The organism is Acidiluteibacter sp. (genome assembly GCF_055129545.1).
Map to the genome: position 1 here is coordinate 21,560 of NZ_JBSRUB010000034.1, position 20,316 is coordinate 41,875.

The following is a 20,316-nucleotide window of genomic DNA, read 5'->3' on the forward strand; positions in this document are numbered from 1 at the left end:
CAAAGTTCCTTATTATAAAATCGGCAATTTGATTGTTGTGTTAAATCTTTATTAACTTTTGAATTTTCACCAATTCCTTTCCTTCATATACTTTTAGGATATAAGCCCCTCTTTGTAAGAAAGACGTATTAATTCTAATAAAAGACGACTGGTTACTGGTTTCATCAATTAATAATCTGCCATTCATATCAAACAATTGAATACTTGCTTGATTAAAGTTAGCTCCCTCTTTAATGATGGCTAAAATAGCATTGATGGGATTTACCACTCGAATCTGTTCATTGTTCTGAAAAGAAGCAACCCCAGTTGGAATAGAATAATCTATCTCATAAGACGAAACCACAGGCAAATGATCACTCATATTATATAGCGCATTCGCAACATTTACTGGAACCAACGTATTCAAGGGAGAATTAATATTTCCATTAAATCGATTCCCATCTTGACCTAAGGCAGAATATGAATTAGCAATGTATTTCATCCGATCTACATTGTTCAAGACTTCATCAGAAACTAACGTAAAATCAAATCGATCATCCATACCACCACCTGCAGCACAACCATTACTCGATGAACGAACAGATTGGGTATGTGCATAACTAAAGCTACTGTTGTTGTTCCAACTTCCAATGGCATTAATTGGATCAAAAAAGCGTACGGATGGATTTGCAGAATAATTGATTAGGTTTTGAAAAGCGCCCTCAGAACCGGAATAAACGTTAAAGTCGCCACAGATGAATACATTTCCTTGCAAATTATTATCATCCAAGTATTTCATTACTGCGGCGGTCGTTTTTTCACGTTCTAATCGATCTGCTGCATTATTGCTTGCTTTTAAATGAGCCGCTAAAACAGTAAAAAATACTGTATCCGTTTGAGCCGTCATATTGGGTTGTTCGTAATACAACCGATACACATCAATCAATCGGACGATTGGAGAGTTGTTCGTATCACGTTCAATTTGATCTTGCGAAGCCAAGCCTACTTTTGTCGTATTGAAATACAACATATTACTGAGGTCAGAGCCTGAGGAAGCAAAGTAATTGGCTTGCGCCCAATGACTCACTCCATTCACATTTAGTGAGTTCTGCATTAAGTAAAACCCATTGGCAAAATTGGCTCCAATTTCATTGCAAACAATGACATCTGGATTCACATGCCCAACAATAGTTGCTAAATACCCCTCTTTATCGGCGGTGTTGTTGTTAGAATTGGTGCAGTAAGTAGTGGAATTTCTATAATTCAGCAAGTTGTAAGACATGATCTTTACAGTGTCAAGTTGCTGAGAACTAACACTATTTATAGCTGATATAAAAATGAACGCAATCGAGAAGAACTTCCCCATTATAATAGTTATAATTTTATGCAAAAAAACTTCTATTCCGCTGAATACCGAAATAATTTAACAAGTATTTTTGAACAATTTATTATCAATCCTAATTCGGCGCTATGTGCCAACCAACTTTTGAAAAAAACAATCGACACCACCCTTTTTTTAGATCAATATAGAAATGACGATGAATTAAAAAAACAATTGTCGATAGCATCAGGAATACCTGAAAAGGCTATTCTGACTTTTGAAATTATTAAGCGATCGATTGACGCTAGAAAAAGGGATATAAAAATAAATTTAAGAGTCGATATTTACACTGCTGTTCCAGAAACTAAGGCTCCCTATAAAACCAACTTCAAAAAATTAAAACCTTCCAAAGAAGTTGTCATTATTGGGTTTGGTCCTGCTGGAATTTTTGCAGCGATAGAGCTATTAAAGCAAGGAATCAAACCGATTATTTTTGAACGAGGAAAAGACGTTCGTGCGAGAAGAAGAGACTTGGCAGCGATTATAAAGGCGCAAACAGTGAACCCTGAATCTAACTACTGTTTTGGAGAAGGTGGCGCCGGCACATATTCTGATGGGAAATTATACACCAGAAGCACTAAGCGTGGTGACGTCGATGAAATCCTGAACTTATTTGTAGAACATGGCGCTAGTTCAGAGATCTTAGTGGATGCGCACCCGCATATTGGAACCAATAAATTACCTCAAATTATTGTTGCGATGCGTGACCGAATTATAGAAGCAGGTGGCGAAGTACATTTCAATTCAAAAATGACCGATATTTTCTATTCTAACAATCAGTTGGAAGGAATTGAAATCAATAATGATAAAAAAATCACTTGCAGTAACTTAATTTTAGCAACAGGACATTCCGCCCGTGACATTTTTACCTTACTACATGATCGTAAAATAGAAGTTGAAGCAAAGTCTTTTGCAATGGGCGTTCGTGTAGAACATCCTCAAGAATTAATAGACCGCATGCAGTATCACGGTAAAAGCAGTGACGATGTTTTACCACCAGCGGCATACCGAATAGTGAAGCAAGTAAATGGCAGAGGTGTTTATTCATTCTGCATGTGTCCAGGTGGAATTATAGCTCCATGTGCTACCAATGCCGGAGAAATTGTTACCAATGGATGGTCTCCATCTAGACGGAACAATCCATTTGCCAACTCTGGAATTGTGGTGCCTGTAGAAGAAAAAGACATTCATCAATTTGGATTTAGCGGTCCATTAGGGGGCATGCAATACCAACAATATGTAGAGAAATTGGCATTTAAAGTTGCAGGAAATGATTTGACCACCCAGATTGGTCAGATAGCGCCCGCACAACGACTGAAAGATTTTGTAAAACAACGAAATTCCTCTTCTCTTCCAATCAACTCTTACAAAGCAGGAACGAAAGAAACCCGACTAGATTTAGAACTACCAAAACCAATCGCAACCAGATTAATCAAAGGCTTTGAATTGTTTGGACAAAGTATGCGAAACTACCTCAGCGACGATGCAATTATTGTAGGTGTCGAAAGTAGAACCTCATCTCCTGTAAGAATTCCTAGAGATAAAATCACCCTAGAGCACACCACTTTAAAAGGATTGTATCCTTGTGCAGAAGGTGCAGGATATGCGGGAGGAATAGTTTCTGCTGCTATAGATGGAATGAAATGTGCTTCGGCTATCGCAACGAAATTTGACGCATAATTTCACTTGCGAAAACTGAGCAAGCTACTGACACATTTAGTGACTCAGCCCCTCCCCTTTTCGGAATTTCAACTGAATGAGTCACTTTACTCAATATTTCAGTTGACAAGCCTTTACTTTCATTACCTAACAATAAAACTCCTGTTGATTCAAAAGTAGTCCGGTAAAGACTTTCTCCACCCAAAGCTGCCGCATAAATTGGTCTTTTTTGAGTTGAAAGCCATTTTTCTAGATCTTGGTACTCTATAGAAACTCTGGCAATAGATCCCATTGTAGCTTGCACCACTTTAGGGTTATAAACATCAACCGAGTCATCACTTAATATAATTTGAGAAATTCCAAACCAATCCGCAATGCGAATAATGGTTCCTAAGTTCCCGGGATCTTGTAATTTTTCTATGGCTATCGTCCAATCTGGTTGTTGATTTTTAACAGTTGACATTTTAAGCAAAAGAAGGACTTGATTGGGCGTGGTCAAAAAAGAGATTTTATCCAACTCCTTTTCTGACACTTCACAAATCTCCATTGTTGATTTTATAGAAGATTGATTCTCTTGAATCCAACCTTTAGTTGCAAAAACAGTTTCTATTTCAAACGATTGATTTTCTATTATTTCAGCAGCTATTTTCTCACCTTCGGCAACAAATAATTGATGCTCGATTCGAAATTTCTTTTGCTTGAGCGATTGGATTAGTTTAATTTGACGATTTGAAAGCATGCTTATTATTAATTTCGCAGAAAATGAACATCTAAACTTTTCTCAGTCAGTTGAATTTCAATCGTCATTTATTAATTTTTTTCGCAATCGTTACTGCGCTGTTAATGAATGCGTGTAAATCTACTCGACACCTCAACGAGAATGAGTTGTTGGTGAGCAAAGTTAAAGTAAAAGTTACGAATGATGAACTTGACAAAGAAACCATCTACGGTTTAGTAAAACAGAAACCTAACCGAAGACTTCTTGGCGTATTCCCATTATATTTAGGGATATACAACTTATACTACGACAAGGCTGAAAGTAGAATTAAGGATGCCATTGGAGAACCTCCTGTCATTTATGATTCCTTATTGACCAGAAAAACGGCGAGTCAACTTAAGTTGTACCTCAACAATCGAGGCTTCTATGATGCGAAAGTAAGCTACACTACATCAATCAATAAACAAAAGATAAAAGTAGATTATCATATTGACGAGGGTGAACCATATCGAATTTCTGACTTAGAATACTCGATTACCGACAAGACTATTTATTATCACGTAGAAAGAGATAGCTCCAATTTATTGATAAAACCGAAAAAACGCTTCGATGTAGATTTATTGCAAGAAGAACGAAATAGATTGACACGCTTACTGAAAAATGAAGGTTATTATTACTTCACTAAAGAATACATTTTTTTTGAAGCTGACACATCCAATAAATTGGCGTCGATTCAATTGGGGATAAAAGATGTAGAAAAGAAAACTTATGAAGGTGAAGTTTACTTCGAGCCTCACGAAAAATACACCATTAATAATGTATTTGTTCGATTTAATTACGACAATCAATTAACCTATCAAATTGCCAGTGATACGCTTTTTGAAAAAGACATCTACTTTATTGATGAGGGAAGATTTAAGTTTAAGCCCAAAGCAATAGCACGGTCTATTTTTTTAAGAAAAGGAGAACTGTACCTATTAAAAAATCAAGACTTAACCTACCGAAATTTATCAGCACTTCGGGCCTTTAACTTCATCAGTATTCGATTTGAAAAAGATTTTGAAAACCCAAACACGCTAAATTGTTTCATTAGTTTATCCCCTCGAAAAGCAAAAAGTTTTTCCATTGAAGCTGAAGGAACAAACAGTGGTGGAAACTTGGGTATTTCAGGAAATGTTGGGTTTCAAAATGCCAATGCATTCAAAGGAGCTGAAACTTTTAGTGTAAGGCTAAAAGGAGGTTTGGAAGCACAACAGGTTTTAGATAATGAATCCAATTCAAGCATTACCAATGGCCTCCCATTTAACACCATTGAATTTGGACCAGAAATCAACCTAGATATTCCACGTTTTTTATTGCCCTTTTCTGCAGATAAATTTTCGGCAAGGACCAACCCTAAAACTACCATTAACTTGTCCTATAATTTTCAGCAACGCCCAGATTATACGCGTAGAGTTTCAAAAGTATATTTGGCCTATTCATGGAATGAAACACCCGAAAAAACACATATTATTCAACCTATTGACATTAGTTATATTAAACTAGACAAAAGCGAGAGTTTTAATAAACGATTGGAATCAATCAACAACCCGTTTATTCAAAACAGCTATAGAGATCACTTTATATCAGCTACTAAATACAGTTTCATTTTCAATAATCAAGACTATACCAAAAAGAGAAATGCTCATTTTTTTAGAGGGAACATAGAGTTTGCCGGAAATACGTTAACCGCCGTAAATAAATTATCCGGAACACCAAAGAATGAAAGCGAAACATATGATATTGCAGGAATCCGATATGCGCAATACATTAAGTCAGATATCGATTTAAGAATTTACCGTAATTATAGGTTTACTTCATTAGTTTACCGCTTTGCTGCAGGTTTAGGAATGCCTTATGGCAATATTAATGTAATGCCTTTTGAGAAAAGCTTTTTTGCAGGAGGAGCAAATGGAATTCGAGCGTGGCAAGCAAGGGAATTAGGTCCAGGCTCCCTACCAAATGATGAAGAAAATCAAGTGGATCAAATAGGTAATGTTAGCCTTGAAGCCAATGTTGAATATCGATTTGACATTACAAAAATCATTGAAGGTGCAGCATTTGTGGATGCAGGAAATATTTGGGAATACAAACAAGGCGACAATCGCCCTTCTACCGAATTTAAATTCAATAAGCTATGGGATGATTTAGCTATTGGTATTGGTGCAGGAATTCGTTTAGATTTTACCTTTTTTATTCTACGTTTTGATGCCGCTACTCCATTTAAAGATCCAGGTGCTCCAAAAAATCTAACATATGATGTTCGTATAAAGAATACTAATTTCAATATTGGTATTGGGTATCCATTCTAAGAATTAAAACCCTAGTCCACCCGACTTCGTATGCTCTACCATTACACCAACACAACCAACTTCTTTAATTTTTAATTTTTTCTGAACGGCTTCTCCAGGAACTTTCACTTCAATAGTTAAACTTTTTGTATTCTCTGCGGTAAATTCAATTTCTTGAACCATTCCATCTTCTTTATTATCGTACAATAATTCTTTAACCAATTTAAACTTGGTCTCCTTATATTCTCCACCGCCAGAGTTATTATTATCGCCGCCAGAATCACCCCAACTGTCATCACTATATGAATCGTAAGATGCAGTGCTTCCCCAACCATCGTCATCGGCAGCTGCTTCCTCCTGCTTAGCTGGTGCAGGCTCTTCTTTTAGAGCTGCAGCGGCTTCTGCTGCAGGGTCAATTCTTACTCTCACCTTTTCGTAGATTCTAAACTCCAATGGCTCCGAAAAAATTTCATCCGTACACAATACAATTCTATAATCTTGACCTTTGTAGGCTACCATGTTAAAATCTGATTGCTGTCCTTTAGAAAATAAAGCACTTTTAGATTGAGTGTCCTCCTGCATAGGAATTTCGCTTTCAGAAACACAGTTCCTCTTGTGAAAATAATTGCAAGATTGAGCTTGAGCCCCACCAATCAGGATTGTTGCAATTCCGAAAAGAGCAATTGAAAGTATATTGTTTTTCATTTTCTTAAATTGATTCATTTAACATTGATTTTCTAACCTGCTCAACACTTGCTTTCAACTCTTTGAATTGATCTGCAGACATGTAAATTTTTGTTCCCCCACCTAATATCAACTTCTTTCCTTTCTTTTCATTGGTAACCTTACCAACTTTTCTTTCTTCAAAGCCTAAAAACACATCCCTCACCGGACTTATGGTTTCCATTGTTTCTAAAACCATTTCATCATCGCTGTGCATTTTTAAATAGGCCAATAAGTTTCCAAAAATTAGTTTCTGATCGGCAATTCGTTGCATCACAGGATTTGACTCATCATATTTCGGAAGAGAAGAAAGAACGATGTGCATACTTTCAATCCAACCACTTGCGGCAATAATTGCCATTATATTACCACGTCGATTATTCTCTAAAAACTCAACAGACTCTCTGTAAGAGTTATTTACAATTTTCATTAATGAGTCTGGCTGATCCAAATTCGCCTGAATTTTATTCATCGTATTGTCCGAAACAGCTCCTTCAATCCCCAAATCAATTCCTAGTTGTCGAATTGTTTTATAATAGGCAATAGACTTTTGAAAATCTTCAAATGAAGCTACGTAGGCTAAATTTGTCGAAAACATTCCAAACGCAATGGCTTTTTGTTGCTCGGATAAAAATGATGAAATATCATTTTCCATCACTTTTGACGGGTCATACTTTAATTGATTTGCCTTGATAAATGCAAACATTTCTTCAGGTGAAGGAATGGGATAATAATTTTCATCCGGTTTGATTGCTGAAGTTGCAGCCATCTCTAGAGAGTCTGCGTTTTCAGTTTTATTTTCCGATTGGGAAGATTGAGGTTCTGCACAAGCTACAATTGTACTAATTGTTAAAACGGCAAAACTAGTTGATGCGATTTTTAATATGTTCATTTTGAAAACAAATAAAGTTTTGAGTCAACTAATTTAGAAATAAGTAATGGGATTCAAAATTGTTAAGTAAAAATAATGTCATTACTTTTCAACTTCTCTACTTTTTATGAGGTACAGCCCAACAAAAGTAAGCCCTCCATTAAGAATCAATAAATCATATCCAAATTGATATCCATTAAACAATTGAACAGAATTTGCATTAATTACATAACATATGATCGGAGATGCCAAGCAAATTAATGGAACCCATTTGTCTTTTACATTCAATTTGGTGAACAATCCAAACGCATAAAGCCCCAATAGTGGCCCATAAGTATATCCTGCAGCTTTAAATAAGGAGTCGATAACACTGTCATCATTGATTAACTCAAACAACAGAATCACTAAGAATAGCACAAATGACATTCCGATGTGGGTCATTTTTCGCAATGCTTCCTTTTTGTGAGCCGGTTTCTTATTAATGTCAATAATGTCAACACAAAACGAAGTGGTCAAAGCGGTTAATGCACTATCCGCACTAGAATAAGCTGCGGCAATTAACCCCAATATAAAACAAACAGCAACAGTGTAACCTAAATATCCCCCAGTTGCTAACATTGGAAACAATTGATCCGCTTTCTCTGGCAAAACGATTCCTTTTTGGGCTGCATATAAATACAACAATGCTCCTAAAAATAGAAAGACAAACGTAACAAATACCATCACTATGCTCATGGAATACATGTTCCATTTGGCTTCTTGAATATTTTTACAACTCAAATTTTTCTGCATCATATCCTGATCCAGTCCAGTCATTACTACAGTAATAAAAATACCACTTAAAAATGATTTTAAAAAATACTGTTTAGAGTTCCAATTATCGAAAAAGAAAATCTGAGAATAATCACTTTCCTTTACTTGGCTTACCATTTCTCCAAAACTCCAATCCAATTGATTCGCGATAACAAATATGGTTACTCCGACTGCAGTTAACATGAAAAAAGTTTGAAGCGTATCTGTCCATACAATTGTTTTAATTCCGCCTTTAAAAGTGTAAACCCAGATCAAGAGAATAGTTATGGCAACGGTGACCCAAAAAGGAACTCCCCAACTTTCAAAAATGGACAATTGAAGCACACTAGCTACTAGAAACAGTCTAAATGAAGCGCCAATAATTCTTGATATTAAAAAATAAAACGCTCCAGTTTTATACGACCAAAAACCAAAACGCTGTTCCAAGTAGGTATAAATTGATGTTAGATTTAATCGATAATACATCGGCATCAACACATTGGCTACAATAAAGTAACCAAACAAATACCCAAAAACCATTTGCATATAGGAGAATTGACTCGTATTGACCCATCCTGGAACAGAGACAAAAGTTACTCCCGACAATGATGCACCCACCATTCCAAAAGCAACTAAATACCATTTGGAATTTTTGTTCCCTACAAAAAAGGAATCATTATCTGCTCCTCTTGAGGTGAAATAGCTAATTCCTATAAGTAATAGAAAATAAGCAATAATGATGGATAGAATAACAATAGGACTCATAGTTCGATTTTGAGTCACGAAATAAAGCTTTTTTTCTGTAATTGACCGAAGGAACAAACGGAAATTATGAATACTTAAAACCGATATTCCAATAAAGATGGTAATTTTGAATCAATCTAAAATTTTAGCCTTTCTGTGGGAAATTATCCTTCCAAACTTTTATCAAATGCCGTAGAGCAATTTAGCACCTTACCTGGAATTGGTAGAAGAACTGCATTGAGACTAGTACTTCATTTACTTAAAAAAGAAAAGGAAGATGTCAATCTATTCGGTCAAAGCTTTATCGATTTAAGAAATAACATTTCCTATTGTCAAAATTGTCATAACATTTCGGATACGCCAATGTGTGACATTTGTAGCAACATGAACAGAGACGGATCTATTGTTTGTGTAGTCGAAGATGTTAGGGATGTAATGGCCATTGAGAATACCCAATTATTTAAAGGCAAATACCATGTTTTAGGTGGAATCATCTCCCCTATGGATGGTATTGGTCCAAACGATTTGAATATAGACTCTCTCATTAAAAACGTGGGCAAAGGGGAAGTAAGAGAGGTGATCATGGCCTTAAGTGCAACGATGGAAGGTGACACCACCAATTTTTACATTTATAAGAAATTAAAACATTTTGACGTTAATCTCTCTACTATTGCAAGAGGAGTGGCAATTGGAGACGAATTAGAATATGCCGATGAAATCACACTAGGACGCTCCATTCAAAATAGAATTCCGTTTGAACAAACCTTCTCTTCTTAATTTATCGCATGAAGTTATCCGTAATTATAGTCAATTACAATGTTCAATATTTTTTAGAGAATTGTTTGCGAACAGTGCAAATCGCTGCAAACAAGCTCGGAGAATGTGAGGTTTTTGTGGTCGATAACAATTCGGTAGATGGCTCCATGAAAATGGTAAAAGACAAGTATCCGGATGTTATTCGAATTGAGAACAAAGTAAATGTAGGTTTTTCCAAGGCGAACAATCAGGCAATTCTATTATCTAAGGGTGAGTTTGTTTTGTTATTAAATCCTGATACAGTAGTAGAAGAAAATACATTCCTTGACTGTTATAATTTTATGAAAGCCACGCCAGATGCAGGTGGCTTAGGAATTAGTATGATCGACGGGAAAGGAATTTTCCTGCCCGAATCTAAAAGAGGATTACCGACTCCTTCAGTTGCCTTTTATAAAATCTTTGGATTGTCTTCACTCTTTCCAAAATCTAAGAAATTTGGGAAATACCATTTGGGCTATTTAGACAATAATGAAACAAATGAAGTCGATGTACTTTCAGGTGCTTATATGTGGCTCCGAAAAGAAACACTAGATAAAGTAGGGTTGTTGGATGAAAGCTTTTTCATGTATGGAGAAGACATTGATTTAAGTTATCGAATTACACTAGGAGGATATAAAAATTATTATTTCCCAACCGCTAGGATAATCCACTACAAAGGAGAAAGCACTAAAAAGAGCAGCATCAATTATGTGTTTGTGTTTTATAAAGCAATGGTCATTTTTGCCAAGAAACACTTCTCTCAGAAGAATGCGAAGCTGTTTTCATTCTTTATCAATTTAGCGATTTACCTCAGAGCTGCAATTGCACTAATGATGCGATTCGTGCGCCAAATTGCTTTGCCTATTTTAGACGCATTGATCCTTTTAATTGGAATGTACTTCATTACAGATTATTATGAAGAGAATGTGCGATTTGTCGATGGTGGAGCATACCCAGATGAACTCATTAACATTGGGTTTATAGTAATGATCGCCATCTTTATTGTGTCCAATATTTTCAGTAGCGTTTACAGTAGAAAACATAAAATAGCAAACCTTTTTAAGGGCATTTCCTTAGGTGGAATCATTATTCTTTCCTCCTACTCATTACTCGATGAAGAATTTCGATTTTCAAGAGCCATTATTGTTTTCAGTATTCTTTGGGGATTAATAGCGCTGCCATTGGTTCGATTAATTTTGCATTTTTTAGGCATTAATAAACTAAGAGGAAAACAATCAAAACGCATAGCAATTGTAGGTACCAAAAAAGAAATTAAGCGAATAGAGCAGTTTTTAAAAGAAACATTAGTTGAAGCAGATTTCTTGGCAAGAATTAATCCAAGTAAAGAAAGCAATATAGAAGCAGACAATTATTACCTCAGCCGATTGTATCAGCTAAACGATGTAGTAGAAATCTACAAGATAAATGAGGTGATTTTTTGCAGCAAAGATATTGATGCCAATGAAATTTTATCTCAAATGTCTGAGATAAAAGACAAAAACGTTGAGTTTAAAATTGCACCTCCAGAAAGTTTATACATCATTGGAAGCAACTCCATCCAGAATAGTGGAGAGTTCTATATTATGGATACAAATGCCATAAGCAAGCCAAGTAATCGCAGAAAAAAGCGAGCCTTAGATATCAGCATTTCTATAGTGTCAATGCTAATTAGCCCAATTCTGCTTTTAATTGTTAAAACAAAGGCACAATTTATATCCAATATTTTCAGTGTATTGAAAGGTCAAGTTTCATGGGTCGGTTACCATTGGTCTGACAAAATTGGTGACCAATTGCCATTGCATAAAAAAGGAGTGCTTACGCCTGCAGATAATTTTGAAAGAGAGTTAATTGATCCAGATTTAATAAACAAAACAAATTATCAATATTCTAGAAATTATTCCACAGCTAAGGATATCGAAATTATTATTAAAAACATGGTGAAGTTAGGGAACTATCCCCATTAAAGTTTGACAAACTTTTTGGTCTTTACGGTTCCATTATCAATATTTTTGAGTTCCAAAATATAAACGCCAGCGTTCAATATAGTTGCATCCCATTTAACGTGTTGTCCAGAAGTTTTCAAACTTGAAACAAGTACATTGCCTGAAAAATCTATAATCCGATATTGAAATTGTTGCCGCAGATTGTTTTCAAACCAAAACTCCAATTGTTGCTCAACAGGATTGGGAAAAAGATTAATTTCTCCAAATAATACCTTAGAATTATAATCAACTTTTACAGCTTCAGTATAGTCAACTCCTTCAATTTTCATTCGGTAATAATTTAAACTATAATTTGTTGGCGAACGATCAATCCAATTGTAAACCACCGGTTCGTCAGAATCTCCACAAATGGATGGATATAAATAAACATCTCTGAATTCTATAGAATCAACGCTTCGCTGAACCACGACTTCTTGACAAGTAGAGCCTGCCCCAACAACCCATGTAACGATTACACTTTGACCAGACAATTCTGCAGAAAATTTCACAATGCGATCAACTTGAGAGAAAGCACTATTAATTAAATACAAAGCGAAATAAATGACAAGGATATATTTTTTCATACTGATTTCTAAAGTTAAGTAAACGAAAAATAATTGACCATATTTTGGCCGAAGTGATTTTTAATGATTCCGTCTCTGTGAAAACTATTATTTTGGCTAATTTTGCAACGTTATTATTTAAAAGAAACAGATGGCAGAAGTAGAATTAGTTATGCCTAAAATGGGCGAAAGTGTTGCAGAAGCAACTATTATTAAATGGTTAAAAAGCGAAGGTGACAGAGTAGAAGCCGAAGAAGCTATTATTGAAATAGCCACTGATAAAGTTGATTCAGAGATTCCTTCGCCTGAAGATGGAATCATAAAAAAGCTATTATTCAAAGAAGATGATGTAGTTCAAGTAGGACAAGTAATCGCAATAATAGAAACTGAAGGATCTAATTCAGCTACTTCAGCCGCTCCAGTTGCTGCTGCTTCTTCAACTGCAGCTAGCCCAGTAAAAGCAGAAACTCCGGCTGCAACAGCGTCATCTGAAAAATTAGAAAAAAACACTACCTCAGGTAAATTCCTTTCTCCATTAGTGAGAAGTATCGCAGATACCGAAGGCATTACTTCAGCCGAACTTGATCAAATTAGTGGTACAGGTAAGGATGATCGGATTACAAAAGATGACCTATTGGGTTATTTAAAAAATAGAGGAAATAATACAGCTCCAGTTGAATCAAAGCCTGCTGCGGCTCCGGCTCCTGCAAAATCTAGCACTCCTACTCCATCTGCACCAGCGATAAGTATTGGCGGTGAAGATGAGATTATTGAAATGGATCGAATGAGAAAGCTGATAGCTGAACACATGGTTCGTTCTAAGCACACTTCTCCTCACGTTACTTCTTTTGTAGAAGCAGATGTAACAAACATCGTGCTTTGGAGAAACAAAATAAAAGATCAATTTTTAAAGAGGGAAGGTGAAAAAATTACTTTCACTCCAATAATTATTGAAGCAGTTGCTAGCGCGATTAAAGATCTTCCGATGATTAATGTTTCTATTGATGGAAACAACATTATAAAAAGAGGACATATTAACATTGGAATGGCTACAGCTTTGCCTTCTGGAAACCTTATTGTTCCTGTTATTAAAGACGCAGATCAGAAAAATTTAATTGGCTTAACTAAAGCCGTGAATGATTTAGCAAATAGAGCTAGAAACAACAAATTACAATCAGACGAAATCTCAGGTGGAACCTTTACAGTGACCAATGTTGGATCATTTGGAAACGTAATGGGCACTCCAATCATCAATCAGCCACAAGCTGCAATTATGGCGATTGGAACCATCAAGAAAAAGCCGGCCGTAATCGAAACTCCTTTTGGGGATACAATTGGAATTAGACATATGATGTACTTATCATTATCATATGACCATAGAGTGGTTGATGGATCTTTGGGTGGAAGCTTCGTAAGAAAAGTAGCTGATTATTTAGAAAATTTTGACTTGAATCGAGGTTTTTAATCGACGAAACCCTACACTTCGTAGATTATTTACTTTTGATTCTTTTAATATTCCTCATTTAGAATATATTTGTAGGATATTAATAATCCCTTATTATATCTTTTTATGAAAAAGACGCTTTTTTTATTGTGCATTAGTTTATTAACTATAACTGCTTTTGCACAAAAATCCTTCCGCGATAAGTTTGTTGAAGCCAACTATTTAATGGAAGAAAATAATTATAAAGTAGCGCTTCCAATCTGGATGGATTTGTACGACGGGAATAAGGACAACGCCAACATCAACTATAACGTTGGTGTTTGTATGTTGAACTCTACCAGCAATAAGGAGAAAGCAGAGTCAATAAGTTATTTAAAAGTAGCAGCAAACGATGTGGCTACAAATTATGATCCCTATTCAACAAGTGAAAAAAGTGCTCCTATTTATGCCCATTATTATTTAGGAATAGCGCAGCATTTAAATTACAAATTTGATGAAGCAATAGTAAGTTTTGAAAAATTTGAGAAAGCGATTACTTCTAAAAACTATTTATACGACAATAATAAGCGAAGAATTGAACAAGCTAAATATGCTAAATATTCTGTAGCTCACCCTGTAAATATTGAGGTAACAAACTTGGGTGGAGAATTAAACTCTGAATACCCGGATTACAGTCCAGTTGTCAGAATTGATGAGTCAGCGATTTACTTTACTTCAAGAAGATTGTTAGATGATAGCTCCAATTTATATTTAAAGGATTACAATGATGCATTGTATTACGAAGACCTTTATGTTTCCTATAATGACGATGGCTCATGGGGTAAACCAGAGCGATTAAATATAAATACTACAGGACACGAAGCCACAATAAATCTTTCAATTGATGGCAGAACACTCTATATCTATAAAGATGATAATGGCGATGGAAATTTGTATTATTCTAAACTAGAATCTGACTCTGCAGGCATTGAAGTGTGGTCTACCCCTACAAAGTTTGGATCAAATATTAATTCAGATGCTTATGAAACTCACGTAGCCATTTCCCCTGACGGAAAAAAATTATTCTATGTAAGTGACCGTGAAGGTGGTTTTGGCGGTAAAGATGTATACTTCTGTAATCTTTTACCTACAGGAAATTGGGCTGCACCTCAAAATGCTGGTCCACAAATTAACACTTCAGGTGATGAAGATGGTGTATTTATTCACCCCGATGGAGTTACGATGTACTTCAGTTCTAATGGACATTCAAGTATCGGAGGGTATGATATTTTTAGTGTGGTTTATTTAGAAGATAGTAACAAATGGGCAAAACCAGTAAATTTAGGTTATCCAATAAACTCAGTGGATGATGATGTATTTTTTGTAACCACGCCAGATGGTAAAAGAGGTTATTTTTCTTCGTTTAAAGAAAAAGGCTACGGAGACAAAGATATTTATATGATTCAACTTTTCGATGCAAAAGAAACTGGACTTACTTTATACACAGGAGAATTTACTTTTATAGATCGAATGACTCCCCCTGAAGGAGCACAAGTTACTATTGTGGACAATTCTACAGGAACTTTAGTTGGGTACTACACGCCAAGACAACGAGATGGAAAATTTAGTGCTATACTTCGTCCAAACACGAGCTATCATTTAGTTTATGAGGCTGACGAATACCAGTCTTATGAAGAAGATATATTCGTTCCTGATGGTTCTATGTATCAAGAAATCTATAAAGCAATTCGTTTGAAGCCGGTTCGTGTCGGGAAAAACGGTGAACTTATTGCAGGAGAGAAAGAAGATATAAATGGTGTCCTAACTGTTGAAGGTGCTAAGAAAAGTGGTGTTTCAATAGACCTTCTAAGCATGGACAAAAACTTATTAAATAGCTCTACGACAGACGATGCAGGAGTTTTTAATTTCGCTAGCTTAGATCCTGACAGTATTTACTTTATAAGAATTAATACAGAAGACCCTGAAGTTTTGCGTCGTAATCAGATAGTCATTATGAACGAAAAAGGTGAAGAACTTCTATTCAAAAAGATCGGTGAAGGACTTTATCAATTTAACCCAAGGAAGGCAGCTGAAAAAGCAACTTACACAACTGATATTGCAGGATTAGCTACAAAAAATGGAATGCCTTTAAAGAAAGTTAATGTGAAACTGTTTGATAAAGATGATGACCTCATTGCCTATACAGAAACTGATAATGCCGGTGTTTTTAATTTTAGTAAGTTAAATTCTAATGAACGTTATCTCATTGTTTTTGATGTAGAAAAAGAACAGTTGCCTGACGAGAATGATATTTCAATCGTGAATGAAAAAGGCGAGGTACTTATATTTAGAAAAATACGTGAGGGGGAATTTGAGTTCATTCCGGATAACATAAAAACAACCGTCTCCAAAGAAGCGACAGTTCAAGGAGCAATCGCAAGCAATGGAGAACCATTGAGAGGTGTTAGTATTGATTTGTTAGACGATAAACAATCCTTACTGTCTTCATCTACTACCGATGATGCTGGAGTATTCAATTTCTACAAATTAGATCCGACTAAAAAGTATTTAATTCGAATCAATGCACCAGATGAGCAATTACCAACGGATGATAACATTGTAATCATGAACAAAGATGGCAAGCCACTAAACTTCAAAAAAGTGGGTAAAGGGCTGTATGAATTTGTTCCTGAAGCAGACAAGTCTCCTGTTTATGTCACTAACGTTGGTGGATTACTAACCATAAATAATAAACCAGTAAGTGGTGCTAACGTCAGGTTATTAAATGATGTGCAATCATTATTAGCCTCTGCCACAACCGACCAAGTAGGTTCGTTCAACTTCTACAACCTTTCTACTGACAAACAATATTTTGTAGAGTTTGATGCAATAGATGGGGAGTATCCTCTAGCTAGTCAAATTTTATTGACAAATTCGGATGGAGAACCAATGGTATTGAATAAAGTTAAAGATGGGTTATATGTTTTCACTCCTACTGTGAAGAAAAATATTGGTTTAACTTATTCTATTGGGCCTAATGGAGAAAGAGTATACAATACAAAAGCATACAGCCTGGAAGCAAGAGAAGGGATTAAGTATGATGAGTCATACCCTACTCCTGCTGAACTAGAAGGTGTAATTGTATATTTCCAGAAATTCTTTACTTACAACGTAAAAGACATTAGTGAGAATAATCAACAGTTCTTAATGTTTGCAAATGATATTGCAGAATTGGTTAAACAAAGAGGTTATGCTGATATCATTATTACTTCCAGTGCATCTAAAGTGCCAACAAGAACTTGGAAAAACAATACAATCGTTTCTTCTAAGCGAGCTTATGACACGAAAGCATTACTAGAAAGAGTGATGTTGAAGAGAGGATTAAAACCTAGTCAATACAACTTTGTAGACATTAACACGCTAATTACAGGACCTGAATACAAAGGAGATTATTTAACCAATAAGAAGGTTTACGAAAAATTCCAATACGTAAGAGTATTCGTGAAATAACAGCACATATAAGTTGAAAAGAGGGAAACTTTAAAAGTTTCCCTCTTTTTTTTTAATAATCCATTAAGTTTGTAAAAAATCAAACCAATGAATTTAGAATTAAACAAGCCAATTGTATTCTTTGATTTAGAGACTACAGGAGTAAACGTAGCTTCTGATAGAATTGTAGAGATTTCTATCTTAAAACTGCATAAAGATGGAAAAAGAGAAATTAAAACAAGAAGAGTCAATCCGACTATTCCTATCTCAGCAGAGTCCACTAGTATTCATGGGATTTCTAATGAAGATGTAAAAGATGAACCAACCTTTAGAGCATTGGCAAAGGGGATAGCACAATTCATTGGCAATTCAGATTTAGCAGGATACAACAGCAATAAGTTTGATGTGCCAATGCTAATGGAAGAATTTCTAAGAGCAGAAGTTGACTTTGATCTTTCTACTAGAAAATTAGTGGATGTTCAAAATATTTTTCACCGAATGGAACAAAGAACCTTAGTCGCTGCTTATCGATTTTATTGTGATAAAGAACTAGTTGGAGCTCACGGAGCTGAAGCAGATAACTTGGCAACTTATGAGGTATTAGAAGCACAAATCAAAAAATACCCTGAACTAGAAAATGATGTTAACTTTTTGTCTGAATTTTCAAAAAGAGGAAACAATGCGGACTTGATGGGTCGAATTGTATTTGATGATAATAATATTGAAGTGTTCAATTTTGGCAAGCACAAAGGAAAATCAGTAGAATCAATTCTTAAAAGTGAATCCTCCTACTACGATTGGATGATGAAAGGCGATTTCCCGCTTTACACAAAAAAAGTATTGACCGCGATTAAGATGAGAAGTTTTGGTAAATAAGAATGTATGAAGATAATTTGCATCGGCAGAAATTACGCCAAACACGCTAAAGAGCTAAATAATCCATTACCAGCCGAGCCCGTTTTCTTTTTTAAACCTGACACTGCTCTGTTGCCAAAAAAAATGCCATTTTTCATTCCTGAATTCTCAAACGAGATCAATTATGAAACAGAAATTGTAGTTCGAATAGATCGATTGGGAAAAAATATTGAAGAGCGATTTGCCCACAAATATTACAATGAAATTAGTTTAGGAATTGACTTTACAGCAAGAGACATACAAAATGAATGTAAAGAAAAAGGGTTGCCATGGGAAAAAGCGAAAGCATTTGATGGGTCTGCACCAGTTGGAAATCAATTCATTCCGATTAATAAATTTAAAAGCATTAAAGACATCGACTTTTATTTAACTATCAATGGGGAGCAAAGGCAAATTGGAAACAGTGTAGATATGATTTTTTCAATCGATCAAATTATTGCTTACATCTCACAATTTGTTACGCTCAAAATCGGCGACTTAATTTTTACAGGAACTCCTGAAGGGGTCGGAAAAGTGAGTATCAACGACCACCTCGAAGGATTCTTGGCCAATCAAAAAGTATTGGATTTGAAGATAAAATAAAAGGCTCGGCGAAATCGCCGAGCCTTTTATTTTAGTGGATCATTTTCTCCTTGAAATTGACTCCGTATTTTTTTAATTCTTCCAAAACAGGTTCATAGATCTCTTTTGCAATTGGAATTTGGACACCCGGCATATCAATTATTCCCTTTAATAACATTTTTGCAGCAATAGCAACTGGATAACCTACTGTTTTTGCCATCGCAGTTCTTAAGCTATCCTCTCCTTTCACTACCATTGATGAATGCAATTCATGTTGCTCTCCATCCAATTCGTATACAAACTTATGCCACATCACAATCATGTCTTTGTCTTCTTTATTCAATGACCATTTGCGCTCTAAAATATATTGTAAGATTTGAGCTGGCGTAGCATTCTTTAAAGGAATTTTTATTGGTTTAAAAATATCCAACCATTCTAACTTGCTAAATAAATCCACGTCATCCTGATGCATATTTAGATAGTATTTCAATTTTAATTCCACAGAATCATTTGGGTTGTAGGCCAAAAAAAGATTTATAAAATCTCTAAATGTCATCTGATCAGAATGCTCAATTTGATAAGAATCATCCGTTGCGCCTAATTGAACGAACACATTCCATGCTTTAGAAAATCCAGGCCTTCTCAAAGTCCCTCTATACATTGTTTTAACATCCTCTAGATGGTAAACAGAACGATACGTTAAAGAATCTCTATTGGCGTATCCTTCAAATTTGCCATACCCTTCCACATCTATAATCTCAGTTCTTCTGAATAATTTATGATAAGGGATGTATTTATAGGTTCCGCTTTGGATAAACTTTACCGCTCCTCCCTGTCCTGCCAGCACCACATTTCTTGGATTCCATGTAAATTTATAATTCCAAGGATTATTGTCACTTTCAGGTGCAATTAGTCCACCAGTGAAAGTTTCAAATTCTATCACTTTTCCTCCTTTTCCTCTAATTTCATCTATCACCTTCATGGCAGATAAATGATCAATGCCTGGATCTACACCAATTTCATTGATAATCGTCACTCCATTCGCGATGGCTTCTTGCTCTAATGCTCGCATTTCTTTTGAAACATAGGAAGCAGTAACCATATTTTTCTTAAATCGGATACAATCTTTAGCAACAGAAACATGCATATGAGCAGGCAACATTGAGATTACAATATCCGCTGCCTCAATTTCCTTTGTCCGCTGATCATCGTCAGTTACATCAAATGCAATAGCAGTAGCCCGTTTATTATTTCCAATTTTTGATTCAGCGAAATCGATATTTTGATCCCCAACTAATAACGTCCAATCTTCCTTTTCCAAATTCTCTAGCAAGTAATCAATCAACGAAATAGTGGATCGCCCTGCTCCTATCAACAATATCTTTTTCATG

Annotated in this window: 15 protein-coding genes; 8 read left to right on the top strand and 7 right to left on the bottom strand. The window is 35.4% G+C overall.

Annotated elements, in window-relative coordinates:
- Window positions 1-40: 40 nt before the first annotated feature.
- Window positions 41-1,345, bottom strand: coding sequence for a T9SS type A sorting domain-containing protein (locus tag ACTB0X_RS16035; RefSeq protein WP_463026047.1), 1,305 nt, complete (start codon window positions 1,343-1,345; stop codon window positions 41-43).
- An 18-nt stretch (window positions 1,346-1,363) separates the two neighbouring features.
- Between ACTB0X_RS16035 and ACTB0X_RS16040 the strand changes: the two genes are divergently transcribed.
- Window positions 1,364-3,040, top strand: a complete 1,677-nt coding sequence (locus tag ACTB0X_RS16040) for an NAD(P)/FAD-dependent oxidoreductase (protein WP_463026048.1) — start codon at window positions 1,364-1,366, stop codon at window positions 3,038-3,040.
- Here the strand turns inward: ACTB0X_RS16040 and ACTB0X_RS16045 are convergent.
- Window positions 3,015-3,758: a TrmH family RNA methyltransferase gene (locus ACTB0X_RS16045; protein WP_463026049.1), complete on the bottom strand. Its 744-nt coding sequence runs from the start codon at window positions 3,756-3,758 to the stop codon at window positions 3,015-3,017. The genes ACTB0X_RS16040 and ACTB0X_RS16045 overlap by 26 nt on opposite strands.
- Window positions 3,759-3,808: 50 nt before the next feature.
- Here ACTB0X_RS16045 and tamL point away from each other — a divergent pair, with 50 nt between their 5' ends.
- Window positions 3,809-6,088, top strand: coding sequence for a translocation and assembly module lipoprotein TamL (tamL, locus tag ACTB0X_RS16050; protein ID WP_463026050.1), 2,280 nt, complete (start codon window positions 3,809-3,811; stop codon window positions 6,086-6,088).
- Between the two features lie 3 nt (window positions 6,089-6,091).
- Here tamL and ACTB0X_RS16055 read toward each other — a convergent pair whose 3' ends face one another.
- From ACTB0X_RS16055 to ACTB0X_RS16065, 3 genes are all read right to left on the bottom strand, one after another.
- Window positions 6,092-6,772 carry a hypothetical protein gene (locus tag ACTB0X_RS16055; protein WP_463026051.1) on the bottom strand — a complete coding sequence of 227 codons (681 nt, stop codon included), beginning with the start codon at window positions 6,770-6,772 and terminating at the stop codon, window positions 6,092-6,094.
- 4 nt (window positions 6,773-6,776) lie between these two features.
- Entirely contained in the window at window positions 6,777-7,682 is a 906-nt protein-coding gene (locus ACTB0X_RS16060) for a hypothetical protein (RefSeq protein ID WP_463026052.1), read from the bottom strand.
- A gap of 81 nt (window positions 7,683-7,763) precedes the next feature.
- A complete protein-coding gene (locus ACTB0X_RS16065; RefSeq protein WP_463026053.1) occupies window positions 7,764-9,218 on the bottom strand; it encodes a sodium:solute symporter in 1,455 nt (484 codons plus the stop codon).
- 135 nt (window positions 9,219-9,353) lie between these two features.
- Here ACTB0X_RS16065 and recR point away from each other — a divergent pair, with 135 nt between their 5' ends.
- Both recR and ACTB0X_RS16075 read left to right on the top strand, forming a co-directional pair.
- Window positions 9,354-9,974: a recombination mediator RecR gene (recR, locus tag ACTB0X_RS16070; RefSeq protein ID WP_463026054.1), complete on the top strand. Its 621-nt coding sequence runs from the start codon at window positions 9,354-9,356 to the stop codon at window positions 9,972-9,974.
- An 8-nt stretch (window positions 9,975-9,982) separates the two neighbouring features.
- Window positions 9,983-11,956: a glycosyltransferase gene (locus ACTB0X_RS16075; RefSeq protein ID WP_463026055.1), complete on the top strand. Its 1,974-nt coding sequence runs from the start codon at window positions 9,983-9,985 to the stop codon at window positions 11,954-11,956.
- On the opposite strand, the gene ACTB0X_RS16080 is transcribed toward ACTB0X_RS16075, so the two are convergent.
- The gene (locus ACTB0X_RS16080) at window positions 11,953-12,558 is read right to left on the bottom strand and encodes a T9SS type A sorting domain-containing protein (protein WP_463026056.1); all 606 of its coding nucleotides are present in this window, start codon (window positions 12,556-12,558) and stop codon (window positions 11,953-11,955) included. The genes ACTB0X_RS16075 and ACTB0X_RS16080 overlap by 4 nt on opposite strands.
- 130 nt (window positions 12,559-12,688) lie before the next feature.
- On the opposite strand from ACTB0X_RS16080, the gene ACTB0X_RS16085 reads away from it, so the two are divergent.
- From ACTB0X_RS16085 to ACTB0X_RS16100, 4 genes are all read left to right on the top strand, one after another.
- Entirely contained in the window at window positions 12,689-14,002 is a 1,314-nt protein-coding gene (locus tag ACTB0X_RS16085) for a dihydrolipoamide acetyltransferase family protein (protein ID WP_463026057.1), read from the top strand.
- A gap of 105 nt (window positions 14,003-14,107) precedes the next feature.
- On the top strand, window positions 14,108-17,470 hold the full coding sequence (locus tag ACTB0X_RS16090) for a hypothetical protein (protein WP_463026058.1): 3,363 nt from the start codon (window positions 14,108-14,110) through the stop codon (window positions 17,468-17,470).
- An 87-nt stretch (window positions 17,471-17,557) separates the two neighbouring features.
- Window positions 17,558-18,325, top strand: coding sequence for an exonuclease domain-containing protein (locus tag ACTB0X_RS16095; RefSeq protein WP_463026059.1), 768 nt, complete (start codon window positions 17,558-17,560; stop codon window positions 18,323-18,325).
- 6 nt (window positions 18,326-18,331) lie between these two features.
- Window positions 18,332-18,946 carry a fumarylacetoacetate hydrolase family protein gene (locus tag ACTB0X_RS16100; RefSeq protein WP_463026060.1) on the top strand — a complete coding sequence of 205 codons (615 nt, stop codon included), beginning with the start codon at window positions 18,332-18,334 and terminating at the stop codon, window positions 18,944-18,946.
- A 31-nt stretch (window positions 18,947-18,977) separates the two neighbouring features.
- Here the strand turns inward: ACTB0X_RS16100 and ACTB0X_RS16105 are convergent, their stop codons facing one another.
- Window positions 18,978-20,315, bottom strand: a complete 1,338-nt coding sequence (locus tag ACTB0X_RS16105; protein WP_463026061.1) for a saccharopine dehydrogenase family protein — start codon at window positions 20,313-20,315, stop codon at window positions 18,978-18,980.
- Window position 20,316: the final 1 nt, after the last annotated feature.